Below are 12,698 nucleotides of genomic sequence, written 5' to 3'. Positions count from 1 at the left end.
GCGTTCATGTCGCCCGCAGGCCCCACGGGGCCGAGCTACGTCGAGCGGCCGCCGATCTCCGCGCTCGCCGACGTCGTCTCGACCGTGTGGGTCCAGCAGATCGCGGCCGGCGCGCCCGCCTACGCGCACCGGAACCTGCCGCACGGCGGCACGGAGGTCGTCTGCGCGATCGGGGCGCCGCCGCACGTGGTCGGACCCTTGACGGGCGCGCAGGTCGAGGTGCTCGCCCCTGGCACGACCGTGGTCGGGATGCGGCTGCGGCCCGGGGCCGGTGGGGCGCTGCTGGGGGTACCGCCGTCCGAGCTGGTGGACCTCACCGTGCCCGCCGACGCGATCTGGGGCCGCGCCGGCATCGCGCTCGGCGACCGGGTGGGTGCCGGCGGGTCTCCCGGGGAAGCGCTCGCCGCCTTGCAGGCCGGCGTGCTCGCCCGCCGGCTCACCGACGCACACCCGGATCCGCTCGTCACGGAGGCCGTCCGGCGGCTGATGCCCGGCCGGACCAGCGCGATCGCCGCACTCCCCCGCCTGCTCGCCGTCTCCGAGCGCAACCTGCGCCGGCGCTGCCAGGCCTCCGTCGGCCTCGGGCCCAAGACGCTGCACCGCACCCTGCGCTTCCAGGGATTCCTCGCCCGGGCCCAGCTGGCGATCGCCGCCGGCCGCTCGCCGGACGGGCTGGCCGAGCTCGCCGTCCTGTCCGGCTACACCGACCAGGCCCACCTCACCCGCGAGTGCGTGCGGCTCACCGGCACGACGCCCCGCGCGTTCCTCGCCGAGACCACCGACGCCTGCGCGTGCGGGCACGACCACGCGGCGTCCTACCAGCCGATGCTGGCCGCTTCGTTCAAGAACGCCACCGCGCAGGCGTCCTAGCGTCACCCCCGTGACCGCGATCGACCGTGAGCTCGCCGCCCTGCAGGGTGCGATCGCAGGCGAGGTGGTGCGACCCGGGTCGCCGGACTACGACACGGCCCGGCGGCCCGCGATCGCCCGCTTCCACCACGTCCGCCCGCGGGCGGTCGTGCGCTGTGCCACGACGGAGGACGTCGCCGAAACCCTCGCCGTCGCCCGCCTCCTGCGGGTGCCGGTGGCGGTCCGCGGCGGCGGGCACTGCTTCGCCGGCCGCTCGTCGACCACCGGGATCGTCCTCGACGTCTCCCCGATGGACACCGTCGGCGTCCGGCACGGGGTGGTCGTCGTGGGCGCGGGCACGCGGCTCGGCGCGCTCTACGACGCGCTCGACGCACACGGTCTCGCCCTGCCCGCGGGCTGCGGGCCCACCGTCGGGATCACCGGGCTCACCCTCGGCGGCGGGTTCGGGGCGCTGGGCCGGCGGCACGGGCTCACCTGCGACCGGCTCGTCGGCGCGCGCGTCGTGCGCGGCGACGGCAGGATCGTCGACTGCGACGCGCACCGCGAACCCGATCTCTTCTGGGCGCTACGCGGTGGAGGACCGGGCGGTGGGGTCGTCACCAGCCTGCTGTTCCGCCCGGTCCCGGCGCCGCCGACCACCGTGTTCCGGCTGACGTGGGCGGCCAGGGCCGCCGCGGCGGTCGTCGCGGCCTGGCCGCGATGGGCACCCGGCGCGCCCGACGAGCTCACCGCCACCCTGCGCGTGGTCGCGCCCGCCGACCCCGACCTGCCGGCCCAGGTGACGCTGGTCGGGACCATGCTCGAGAGCGACCCCGCGCCCCTGCTGGACGAGTTCGTCCGCCGCGCCGACGTGGAGCCGGCGGGCGCGTCGCTCGCGCCCGGGTCGTTCCGGGAGGCGAAGCGGTCCCTGTCCGGGCTCGGCGGGGGCGGGGCGGAGTCACCGGGCGTCCGGTACAGCCGGTCCGGGTTCTTCCGCCGCCCGTTGCCCCCGGACGCGGCGGCGGCGCTCGCACGCACCGTCCTCGCCGACCGGGTACCGGGGCAGGCCCACGAGGTGGACCTCACCCCGTGGGGCGGCGCCTACAACCGCACGCCGCCCGACGCCACGGCGTTCGCGCACCGCGCGGAGGCCTACCTGGTGGAGAACACCATCGTGACCAGCGGAGACGACCCGGCCGCCCGGTACCGCGCGGAGCGCTCGTGGGCGACGATCGCCCCCTTCGGGACCGGTCGGGTCTACCCGAACTTCCCGGATCCCGACCGCACCCTGCCTGCCACGGCCTACCACGGCGGCAACCACGAACGGCTGCGGCGGATCCACGCTGCAGCCGATCCACCTGCCACCAGCTTCGTATGAACCCCACCAGCTCGGAGGACCCCGTGCCCGAACTCGTGCTGTACATGTCCATGTCCCTCGACGGGTTCATCGCCGGCCCGGACGACCGCCCGGGTCAGGAGCTCGGCCGGGGCGGCGGGCGGCTGTTCGACTGGCTGGACGACCGGATGTCCGACGGCCCGAACGGGCAGGTGTTCCGCGAGGCCCTGGCCACCGGCGCGGTGGTCTCGGGCCGCCGCACCTTCGAGCTGGCCGGGCGCTGGAACGGTGATCACCACGACGGCGTGCCGATCTTCGTCCTCACCCGTCACGTCGACGACGGCGACGTCCCACCGGGCAGCGCCCGGTTCGTCACCGACGTCCGGGAGTGCGCGGAGCTGGCCCGCGCCGCGGCGGGCGACCGTGACGTGCTGGTGCACGGCGCCGGTGCGGCGCAGGCGTTGCTGCGGGCGGGGCAGCTCGACGCGATGGAGATCCATCTCGTGCAGGTCCTGCTCGGGGAAGGGCGGCGCCTCTTCGAGGCGCTCGGCCCCGACCCCATCGAGCTCGAACCGGTCCGGGTCCTGCGCGGACGCGACGTGACGCATCTGAGGTACCGGGTGCGGACGCGCGCGTGATCCGCGGTTCCGGGGGACACCGATACCCGCCATCATGAGCGGGTCGCCATCGCGCCGAGGAGGTCGTCCTGTCCGGGATGTTGTCGTTCGACGAGGCCGGCGCCCGCCGGCTGGAAGCCATCTACACCACACCGGACGTCGTCGGCCAGCGGCGCGAGGTGCTGCGCATCCTCGCGCTGCGCCCGGGCGAGCACGTCGTGGACATCGGCGCCGGGCCCGGCCTGCTCGCCGTCGAGATCGCTGCCGCGGTGGGTCCCGACGGCCGGGTGCACGCCGTCGAGCCCAGCGAGAGCATGCGCGCGCTCGCGGCCGGGCGAACGCGGCCGCCGGGCGTTGCGACGGTCGAGATATCGGCGGGGTCGGTGGCCGCGCTCCCCCTGCCGGACGCGAGCGTCGACGTGGCCGTCTCCACGCAGGTCTTCGAGTACGTCGAGGACGTTCCCGGCGCGCTGGCCGAGGCGCACCGCGTGCTGCGGCCGGGCGGGCGGCTGCTGCTGCTCGACACCGACTGGGACTCCATCGTCTGGCACTCCCGCGACCAGGCCCGCACCGCCCGCATCCTGGCCGCGTGGGACGAGCACCTCGTGGACCCGCACCTGCCGCGGACCCTCGCCCCCGCGCTGCGCGCCGCCGGGTTCACCGCGGTGCAGACACAGGTCCTCCCGCTGCTCAACGTCGGGTACGACCCGAACACCTACAGCGCCATGAACGCATCGACGATCGGGGAGTTCGTCACGGGCCGGGCCGGCATCAGCGCCGCCGATGTCCAGGCCTGGATCGACGACCTCACGTCGCTGGGCGAGGCCGCCTTCTTCAGCCTGAACCGCTACGTGTTCCTTGCGACCAAACCGGTCAGGCCTCTTCCAGCATCTCCGGGGTGACGGCGGAGTCGGTGTCCGGGATGCCGAGGTCGGCGGCGCGCTTGTCGGCCATGTGCAGCAGCCGGCGGATCCGCCCGGCCACGGCGTCCTTCGTCATGGGCGGGTCGGCCAGCTGGCCCAGCTCCTCGAGGGAGGCCTGGGTGTGCTCGACGCGCAGCTTGCCGGCCGCCAGGAGGTGGCCCGGGACGTCGTCACCGAGGATCTCGAGGGCCCGCTGCACGCGGGCCGCGGCGGCCACGGCGGCACGGGCCGAGCGGCGGAGGTTGGCGTCGTCGAAGTTGGCCAGCCGGTTGGCGGTGGCACGGACCTCGCGGCGCATCCGCCGCTCCTCCCACGCCATCACGGACTCGTGCCCGCCCATGCGGGTGAGCAGCGCGCCGATCGCGTCGCCGTCGCGCACCACCACCCGGTCGGCGCCGCGCACCTCCCGCCACTTCGCCGTGACGCCGAGCCGGCGCGCGGCCCCGACCAGCGCCATCGCCGCCTCCTGGCCCGGGCAGGTCACCTCGAGGGCGGAGCTGCGGCCGGGTTCGGTGAGCGAGCCGTGCGCGAGGAACGCGCCGCGCCATGCGGACTCCGCGTCGCACACCCCGCCGGAGACGACGGGCGGCGGCAGGCCCCGCACCGGGCGGCCACGGACGTCGAGCAGGCCGGTCTGGCGGGCGAGCCCCTCACCGTCGCGCACCACCCGCAGCACGTAGCGCGCCCCGCGGCGCAACCCGCCCGCGCTGATCACGTGCGCCTCGCAGGTGTGCCCGTAGAGGTCGTGGATCTCGCGGCGCAGCCGCCGCGCCACCGACCCGGTGTCGACCTCGGCCTCCACCACCACGCGGCCACCGACGATGTGCAGCCCACCGGCGAAGCGCAGCAGCGCCGCGACCTCCGACCGGCGGCAGCACGGCTTCGTGACGACGAGCCTCGAGAGCTCGTCCTTGACCGCCGCGGTCATCGCCATGGGTTCGACCTCCTCGTTTCCTGCCCCCCGGGTGCGGGACCGTGCGGCGCCGACCCGGCGTGCGCGTCGGGCCCGGTGTGCGTCTCCGGCCCCGTGCCGTCGAGCCCTGTGTTCTCGAGCCCCGTGCTGTCGAGCCCTGCGTTGTCGAGCTCTGCGTTGACGAGCCCTGTGCTGTCGAGCCCTGTGCTGTCGAGCTCTGTGCTGTCGAGCTCTGCGAGCACGACGCCGAGGGCGTCGGCCAGCGCGGCCGGGTCGTGACGCGGTACCGCGGGGTCGGCGGCGGCGACCGGCGCGAGGTGCACCCGGCCTCCGGGGACGAGCATCGCGGCCGCCGTGCGGTGCAGCCGTTCGGGCACCGGGACGGCGGCGACGTCGGCGATCACCGCGTCGACCCGCAGCTCCGGGGCGTGCTGTGAGAGTACGGCGAGGTGCTGTTCGGGGGAGAACCCGGCGGTCTCCCCCGGTTCGGGGGCCAGGTTGAGCACGACGATGCGGCGCGCAGGGGACGTGATCAGCGCTTCTCTCAGTTCCGGCACCAGCAGGTGCGGGATCACGCTCGTGAACCACGAGCCCGGACCGAGCAGCAGGACGTCCGCAGCTTTCACCGCATCGAGTGCCTCCGTGCAGGCCCTCGGGCGGTCCGGGCGCAGCCACACCCGCTGCACCCGCCCGGGCGTGGAGGCCACGGCGACCTGGCCGCGGATGAGCGCGCCGTTGGATCCGAGGCCGGTGACCTCGGCCTCGATGTCGAGCGGGTCGCGGCTCATGGGCAGCACCCGGCCGCGCAGCCCCAGCAGGGCGGCGACCTCGTCGAGGGCGGCGACCGGGTCGCCGAGCACCTCCATCAACCCGGCGAGCAGCAGGTTGCCGACCGCGTGCCCGGCGAGCGCCCCGGTGCCGCCGAAGCGGTGCTGCACGAGCGCGCCCCACCGGCGCCCCGATTCGTCGTCGGCGGCGAGCGCGGCGAGCGCCATCCGCAGGTCGCCGGGCGGGAGCAGGCCGAGCTCGCGGCGCAGCCTGCCGGACGAGCCGCCGTCGTCGGCGACCGTGACGACGGCGGTGACGTCGTCGGTGAGCCGCCGCAACGCCGACAGCGTGGCGTGCAGCCCGTGCCCGCCCCCGAGTGCGACCGCCGTTCTCATTCGCGCCCCAGGTCTCGGTGGGCCACGTTCACGATGACCCCTTCTGAGCCGGCGAGCCTGCTGGCCATCTCCTCGCTGATCGCGACGCTGCGGTGCTTCCCGCCGGTGCACCCGACCGCCACCGTCAGGTACCGCTTGCCCTCGCGCCGGTAGCCGGCGCCGACCAGCCGCAGCAGCTCCAGGTACCGGCTGATGAACTCCTCGGCGCCGTCCTGGCTGAGGACGTAGTCGCGCACGGTCTCGTCCCGGCCGGTGAAGTCGCGCAGCTCCGGGATCCAGTAGGGGTTGGGCAGGAAGCGGACGTCGACGACGAGGTCGGAGTCCATCGGCAGGCCGTACTTGTAGCCGAACGACACCAGCGTGACGCGGGTGACGTGCGCGGCCTCCGTGCCGAACGCCCGCTCCAGCGTGGCTCGCAGCTGCGGCACGGCCACCGTGGAGGTGTCGACGACGAGGTCGGCGCTCTCCCGCAGCGGCGCGAGCAGCTCCCGCTCGGCCGCGATCCCGTCGACGAGGCGGCCGTCGCCCTGCAGCGGGTGGCTGCGGCGCACCTGCTCGAAGCGGCGCACCAGCACGGCGTCGGAGGCCTCGAGGAACAGCAGCCGCGGCTTGTAGCCGCGGGCGTCCAGGTCCTTGATGACGGCACCGAGGTCGGCGGTGAAGGCCCGGCTGCGGACGTCCATGACCACGGCGATCCGGGTGATCTCGCCGCGGGCTCTGGCGCCGAGCTCGACCATCGTGGCGATCAGTTCGGGGGGCAGGTTGTCGACGACGAACCAGCCGAGGTCCTCGAGGACCTTCGCCGCGGTGCTGCGTCCCGCCCCGGACAGCCCGCTGACCAGGGTGACCTCGATGCCCGGGGGCTCCGAACCGGCGATCACGCCCCCGCCCGCCGCACCGCCGGTCGCCGCGCCACCACCCGTCACGCTCCCGCTCACCGTGCCCTCGTTCACTGGACCCCCTGTCCGGCCTTCGCCGGCTCCGTGCCGGGCTGGCCGTGGAGCGCGGCGAGCACCGCCGCCGCCGTACGCGGGCCGAAGCCCGGGAGGGCGGCGATCTCGTCCACCCCGGCGGCCTTGATCTTGCGCACCGAGCCGAAGTGCTTCAGCAGCGCCGCGCGCCGGGCCGGGCCCAGCCCGGGCACGCCGTCCAGCTCCGAGGCGATCATGCTCTGCGAACGACGCTGCCGGTGGTAGGTGATCGCGAAGCGGTGTGCCTCGTCGCGGACGCGTTGCAGCAGGTAGAGGCCTTCACTGGTGCGCGAGAGGATCACCGGGTCGGGTTCGGCGGGCAACCACACCTCCTCCAGCCGCTTCGCGAGCCCGCAGACCGCGACGTCGGTGACGCCCAGCCCGGCGAGCACATCGGCGGCGGCCTCCACCTGTGGCTGGCCCCCGTCGACGACGAGCAGGTTCGGGGGGTAGGCGAACTTGCGAGGGCGACCCGTCTCCGGGTCGATGCCCGGGCGGTGCTCGGTGTCTCCGGCGGGCACCTCTCCGGACTCGCCCGCGTCCGGGTCGTCGTTACCCGCTCGCGTCTCGGTGTTGGTCTCGGCGAGGTAGCGGCGGAACCGGCGCCGCACCACCTCCGCGATGGCGGCGACGTCCCCACCCTCGGCCCCGCCGCGGATCTCGAACCGGCGGTACTCGGACTTGCGGGCGAGCCCGTCCTCGAACACGACCAGCGACGCGACGACGTTGCTGCCCTGCACGTGGCTCACGTCGACGCACTCGATGCGCAGGGGCGCGCTGTCGAGCCCGAGAGCGTCCTGGATCTCCTGCAGAGCCGCTGAGCGCGCGGTGAGGTCGCCTGCGCGGCGCAGCTTGTGCTGGGTGAACGCCTCCGCGGCGTTGCGCGCCACCGTCTCCGCCAGCGCACGTTTGTCCCCCCGCTGCGGCACCCGCAGGTGCACCCGCGACCCGCGCAGCCCGGAGAGCCACTCGACGAGGGAATCGGCCTCCGGCGGGAGCTCCGGCACGAGGATCTCGCGCGGTACGGGCTGGGTGGCGTCGTCGGCCGACCCGGCGAGCGCGGCCTGCTCGCCGTAGAACTGGGTGAGGAACCGCTCGACGAGCTGCGCGGTGTCGGTGGGCTCGACCTTGTCGATCACCCAGCCGCGCTGGCCCCGGACCCGCCCGCCGCGCACGTGGAAGACCTGCACCGCGGCCTCGAGCTCGTCCTCGGCGAACGCCACGACGTCGGCATCGGTGCCGTCGCCCAGGACCACGGCCTGCTTCTCCATGGCGCGGCGCAGCGCCCCGATGTCGTCGCGAAGGCGCGCCGCCCGCTCGAACTCCAGCTGCTCGGACGCGTCGGCCATCTTCCGCTCGAGCTGGCGCACGAGGTGGTCGGTGCGGCCCGCGAGGAAGTCGCAGAAGTCCTCGACGATGCCGCGGTGCTCGTCGGCGTCGACCCGGCCGACGCACGGCGCAGAGCACTTGTCGATGTAGCCCAGCAGGCAGGGCCGCCCGATCTGGCCGTGGCGCTTGAAGACCCCGGCGCTGCACGTACGAGCAGGGAACACCCGCAGCAGCAGGTCCAGGGTCTCCCGGATGGCCCACGCGTGTGCGTACGGACCGAAGTAGCGCACGCCCTTGCGCCGCGGCCCGCGGTAGACGTGCAGCCGGGGGAACTCCTCGTTCATCGTGGCCGCGAGCACCGGGTACGTCTTGTCGTCGCGGTATCGGACGTTGAACCGCGGGTCGAACTCCTTGATCCAGTTGTACTCGAGCTGCAGCGCCTCGACCTCGGTGGTGACGACGGTCCACTCGACCTTGGCGGCGGTGGTGACCATCTGCCGCGTGCGCGGGTGCAGGCCGGTGAGGTCGGCGAAGTAGGAGTTGAGCCGTTGCCGCAGGCTCTTGGCCTTGCCGACGTAGATCACGCGCCCGTGCGGATCGGAGAACCGGTACACCCCGGGCGCCTCCGGAATGGATCCGGGCGCCGGGCGGTACCGGGAGGGGTCGTTCGACACGGGATCGCGCATGGCTCCTCCAGGGTAGGACCGTGGTGCGACACGCCCGGGCGGGGCCGCCTGCCCGGCGCGTCGCGGGCGTGGTGTAGGCGCTCCGTGAAACTGTCGCCACCCCGTGATTACATCTCCCACTGCGAACACACGTTCGATCGGAGGGGGTCATCATGGGTGCCGAGAAGCTCGCTACCGTCCGCAAGCTGCTCGCCAAGGCCGAGCGTGCGGCCACCGCGGCCGAGTCGGAGATCTACACCGCCAAGGCCGTGGAGCTGATGGCCCGCCACGGCATCGACGCCGCCCTCCTCGCCGCGGCCGACCCCGGCAGCGACGAGATCGGCCCGCTGCGGATCGCGATGCAGGACCCCTACAGCGCCGGCAAGGCCCGCCTGCTGGGCTGGACGGCCGCAGCCCTGGGTTGCCGGTGGGTGCTGCACGGCGCGTGGGGCGGCAAGGTCGCCGCCGTCACCGTGTTCGGGCACGCCTCCGACCGCGAACGGGTGGAGGTGCTCTACACGTCTCTACTCCTGCAAGCCACCGCGCAGCTCGTACGTGTGCGACCGCCCTGGCCGGGCGAATCCGTTGCCGCCTACCGGCGGTCCTGGCTCGAGGGGTTCGCCGCGCAGATCCACCGCCGTCTCGTCGAGGCCGAGCAGCGCGCCGCCGGCCACGCCACCTCCCGCGCCGCGGCGAGCGCGCACACGGGGGTCGCCGTGGTGCTGGCCGACCGGCGCCGCCGCGTCGCGGAGCAGTTCGCCGCCACCTACCCCCGCCTGGCCACGCTCCGCCCCAGCGCCCTGTCCGGCTCCGGCCGCGCCGCGGGCGCGCTGGCCGGGCAGCGCGCCGATCTCGGTGGGGGCGGCGGGCTCGGGGCCGGGAGGTGGCGGGCGCTGGGGGCGTAGGTCGGCCGGGTCGGCCGGGTCGGCCGGGTCGGCCGCGACGAGCAGCACGCCACTGCGACCGTCGCGGCGGTGGAGTACTGGTGATCACCGCACGGCGCAGCCCGCGGCCGGTCGGTGACGCCTCGGCTCGGCCACCTGGCGGCGTGCAACCCGGCCGACGCGCTCCGGGTCAGACCGGGAGGGCGATGAGCCGCTCCACCACCGTGTCCAGACGCTCCGCCGCAATGTGCGGGCGCTCCACCACGTCGGGCACGACGCCTTCGAGGCGCGTGGCCAGGCCGCCGATGAGCCCGGCCCGCACGGCGCCGTGCACGTCCCAGGAGTGCACCGCCACGAGCGCCACCTTCTCCGGCGCGAGCTCCACGCGCTGGCAGGCCCAGTGGTACACGCGCGCCGGTGGCTTGAAGGAGCCGATCCGCTCCGTGGAGAACGTGTCGCGCAGGTAGGTGCGCAGGCCGGCCTTGTCGAGGGCGTCGCAGGCCACGGTCTCGGTGCCGTGGGTGAACCCGAACGCGGGGATCCGGGCGCGGGCGAGCGCCATCAGTGCCGGCTCGACGTCCGGGTGCGGCGGGAGCTCGCGGAACCCGGCGATGACGTGCTCCACCGCCTCGGCGGAGAGCGTGTGGCCGGTGGTGGTGCGCAGGGCCGCGCGGGCCACCTCCCCGAAGGGGCGCACCGCGCCGGCCAGCGTGTGGGCCATCCCGTCGCGCAGGGTGCGGGTGAAGAACAGCTCCCATTCGTGCTCGGGGCGCCCGACGTCCACGAACCGCGAACGCAGGGCGTCGACGCGCAGCATGGTCTCGAACACGTCGAAGAGCACGGCACGCGGCCGACGTTCGGGAGCACGCAGCCCCACCGTCGTGGCCGCACCCGACGCGATCGTCATCGGACCCCTCCCCGGGATTGCCTCGGCTGCGGGCACCCCATTCGGGTGAAGATCGTCGCTCAGCGCAACGCGCTGTCGCGATTCGGCAGCGTTGAGTAGCGCCGAACGGCACGCAACACGCGCCGAACGCGCAGCGCCCGCAACGGTGCGAGAGCGTACCCCGGATAGCTCGCCAACCACGTCGCGCTGCCGAGACTCACGGCGTCGGCGCCGGCCCAGAAGTACTCGCGGCAGTCGTCGACCGTGCGGATGCCGCCGGTGGCGATGATCGGAAGCGTCACACCCGCGTCGCGCAGCTCGCTCACCACGCGCAGGCCGATCGGCTTGATCGCCCGGCCCGAGAGGCCGCCGTAGCGGTTCGCGAGCCACGGCGTGCCCGTGCGCGGGTCGAGCCGCAGCGCCTTCACCGTGTTGATCGCGGTCAGGGCCGACACGCCCGCCTTCACGGCCTGCTGGGCGTTGCGCAGGTAGTCGTAGTCGGGCGAGAGCTTGAGGATCACCGGGTGGTTGCTGCGGGGCACGGCCTCGTCGAGCACGTCCTGCAGGATCGTCGAGAAGTCGAAGTTGACGTTGTGGCAGCTCACGTTGAACTCGACGGCGGCGATGTCACCCGCGGGGACGGCTGCGTTCACCCGGTCCACGAGCGTGACGAACTCCTCGGCCGAGAACCCGCCGAGGGAGATGATCGTGCGCTGGTCGCGGGTGCGGGGGTAGTAGTCGCGCAGGTAGGCGTCGATGCCGATGTTGCACCAGCCGAACGCGTTGAGGAACCCGGCGTCGGTGCCGCGCAGCACGGTGCCGTACCGCTTCAGCAGCGCGGGCAGCTCCTGCAGCGCCCAGTCGTCGCGGGTGGTGAAGTGACCCTCCCGCGGCTCGACGGTGAGCGTGCGCGTGGTGACGGCGCCGAACTCCGACAGCGGCACGAACAGCGATACCGGGCTCATGCCGTACGGCAGGAGCGGCGAGTTGGCCACGCCGTACCCGAGGAGGCTCGACGAGGTGACGAGGCGGTTGCGGAGGACGATGTCGCCCAGCCGCACGCTCTCGGCGGCAGGGGCGGGGCTCGTCTCGCGGGAGCGCAGCACGGCCCCGATGCTACGTCCGGAGCGGCGGTGCACCGGGAGCCCGGCGGGTGACGTGCGCTTCAGGAGGACCGGGACCGGGCGTGCAGCGCGCGCACGCGGGTGATCGCGTCCACCGCGCGCTGGCCGTCGACGGCCTGGATGGCGAGCACGGGCAGGTACTCGTCGTCGGGCAGGTCCAGCCGGGCCCAGGAGGCACCGTCCGGGAACGCCACCCGCAGCACGAGCGACCACGGCAGCCGCCGCGTGACGAGGATGTTGCGCACCTCGATGCCCTCGGCGTCGGCGCGCACCCGCGGGCGGGCGAGCAGGAGGAGGCCGCCTGCGATGAACAGGCCGAGCAGGACGAGCGCCACCTGGTCGGCGAACCGGAAGTACACCCCGGTCTGGACGGTGCGCAGCACGACGGCGATCGCCACGAAGAGCGCCACCGTGACGACCGCGCCCACCCAGGACGCGATCAGCACCTTCCGCGGGCGCACGACCACGACATCGTGATCCGGGGCGGCCACGGCGTCCACGGCGTCCACGGTACCGCGCGCTCCCCCGGTGCCGGCGTCCGTCGAGGCGCTCACCGTCCGGTCCTCAGGTCGCGCAGCACGAGCGCGGTCTGCAGCGCGGCGACGCACGCCTCGTTGCCCTTGTCCTCGGCCGACCCGGGCGCGCCGGACCGGTCCACGGCCTGCTGGCGGGTGTCGCAGGTGAGCACGCCGTTGCCGATCGGGGTGCGCTCGTCGAGCGCCACGCGGGTGAGGCCTGCGGTCACGGCGTCGCACACGTACTCGAAGTGCGGGGTGCCGCCGCGGATCACGACGCCGAGCGCCACCACGGCGTCGTGCCGCACGGCGAGCTCCTGGCAGACGACCGGCAGCTCCACGGTGCCGGGCACCCGCACCACCGTCGGCGACTCCACGCCCGCCTTCACCGCCGTGGCGACCGCCCGCTCCAGCAGCACGTCCACGATGTCGGCGTGCCAGGTGGTGGCCGCGATGGCCAGACGCAGGCCCGACGCGTCGGGCAGCTGCGCCGCCGGACGCCCCTCGCCACTCATGACGTCTC

The 12,698-nt window shown here is 74.4% G+C and carries 12 protein-coding genes and 1 pseudogene; 5 read left to right on the top strand and 8 right to left on the bottom strand.

Annotated features, from left to right (window positions below):
- Positions 1-6: 6 nt before the first annotated feature.
- From FHX44_RS34630 to FHX44_RS34615, 4 genes are all read left to right on the top strand, one after another.
- Positions 7-870 carry a helix-turn-helix domain-containing protein gene (locus FHX44_RS34630; protein WP_147259628.1) on the top strand — a complete coding sequence of 288 codons (864 nt, stop codon included), beginning with the start codon at positions 7-9 and terminating at the stop codon, positions 868-870.
- A gap of 10 nt (positions 871-880) precedes the next feature.
- Positions 881-2,227, top strand: coding sequence for an FAD-binding oxidoreductase (locus FHX44_RS34625; RefSeq protein ID WP_147259627.1), 1,347 nt, complete (start codon positions 881-883; stop codon positions 2,225-2,227).
- Positions 2,224-2,823: a dihydrofolate reductase family protein gene (locus FHX44_RS34620; RefSeq protein ID WP_147259626.1), complete on the top strand. Its 600-nt coding sequence runs from the start codon at positions 2,224-2,226 to the stop codon at positions 2,821-2,823. The genes FHX44_RS34625 and FHX44_RS34620 overlap by 4 nt, the downstream gene beginning before the upstream one ends.
- A 77-nt stretch (positions 2,824-2,900) precedes the next feature.
- The gene (locus tag FHX44_RS34615; RefSeq protein ID WP_147259625.1) at positions 2,901-3,704 is read left to right on the top strand and encodes a methyltransferase domain-containing protein; all 804 of its coding nucleotides are present in this window, start codon (positions 2,901-2,903) and stop codon (positions 3,702-3,704) included.
- Here FHX44_RS34615 and whiA read toward each other — a convergent pair.
- The 4 genes and pseudogenes from whiA to uvrC form a co-directional block, all read right to left on the bottom strand.
- Entirely contained in the window at positions 3,676-4,659 is a 984-nt protein-coding gene (gene whiA / locus FHX44_RS34610) for a DNA-binding protein WhiA (protein ID WP_147259624.1), read from the bottom strand. The genes FHX44_RS34615 and whiA overlap by 29 nt on opposite strands.
- 194 nt (positions 4,660-4,853) lie before the next feature.
- Positions 4,854-5,801 (bottom strand): annotated as a pseudogene (locus FHX44_RS34605) (gluconeogenesis factor YvcK family protein); the annotation flags it as partial.
- Positions 5,798-6,682 (bottom strand): RNase adapter RapZ, encoded by an 885-nt coding sequence (gene rapZ, locus FHX44_RS34600; protein ID WP_147261695.1) that lies wholly within the window; start codon positions 6,680-6,682, stop codon positions 5,798-5,800. The gene rapZ and the pseudogene FHX44_RS34605, both read right to left, overlap by 4 nt.
- A gap of 68 nt (positions 6,683-6,750) precedes the next feature.
- Complete coding sequence (gene uvrC / locus FHX44_RS34595; protein ID WP_147259622.1) at positions 6,751-8,787, bottom strand: excinuclease ABC subunit UvrC; 2,037 nt, start codon at positions 8,785-8,787, stop codon at positions 6,751-6,753.
- 152 nt (positions 8,788-8,939) lie between these two features.
- Between uvrC and FHX44_RS34590 the strand changes: the two genes are divergently transcribed.
- On the top strand, positions 8,940-9,671 hold the full coding sequence (locus tag FHX44_RS34590) for a DUF2786 domain-containing protein (protein WP_147259621.1): 732 nt from the start codon (positions 8,940-8,942) through the stop codon (positions 9,669-9,671).
- A 169-nt stretch (positions 9,672-9,840) separates the two neighbouring features.
- Here the strand turns inward: FHX44_RS34590 and FHX44_RS34585 are convergent, their stop codons facing one another.
- Genes FHX44_RS34585 through ribH form a run of 4 tightly spaced genes read right to left on the bottom strand, consistent with a single transcriptional unit; the run spans position 9,841 to position 12,690 of the window.
- On the bottom strand, positions 9,841-10,557 hold the full coding sequence (locus tag FHX44_RS34585; protein ID WP_147259620.1) for an HAD-IA family hydrolase: 717 nt from the start codon (positions 10,555-10,557) through the stop codon (positions 9,841-9,843).
- Between the two features lie 59 nt (positions 10,558-10,616).
- A complete protein-coding gene (locus FHX44_RS34580) occupies positions 10,617-11,642 on the bottom strand; it encodes a beta/alpha barrel domain-containing protein (RefSeq protein WP_246170749.1) in 1,026 nt (341 codons plus the stop codon).
- Between the two features lie 59 nt (positions 11,643-11,701).
- Positions 11,702-12,160, bottom strand: a complete 459-nt coding sequence (locus FHX44_RS34575; RefSeq protein ID WP_425469209.1) for a PH domain-containing protein — start codon at positions 12,158-12,160, stop codon at positions 11,702-11,704.
- A gap of 50 nt (positions 12,161-12,210) precedes the next feature.
- Positions 12,211-12,690, bottom strand: a complete 480-nt coding sequence (gene ribH / locus FHX44_RS34570; protein WP_147259619.1) for a 6,7-dimethyl-8-ribityllumazine synthase — start codon at positions 12,688-12,690, stop codon at positions 12,211-12,213.
- Positions 12,691-12,698: the final 8 nt, after the last annotated feature.

It is taken from the genome of Pseudonocardia hierapolitana (assembly GCF_007994075.1).
GTDB classification, from domain to species: domain Bacteria; phylum Actinomycetota; class Actinomycetes; order Mycobacteriales; family Pseudonocardiaceae; genus Pseudonocardia; species Pseudonocardia hierapolitana.
Note: the sequence above shows the minus strand (reverse complement) of the source record. Positions and strands in the feature narration are given on the sequence as shown.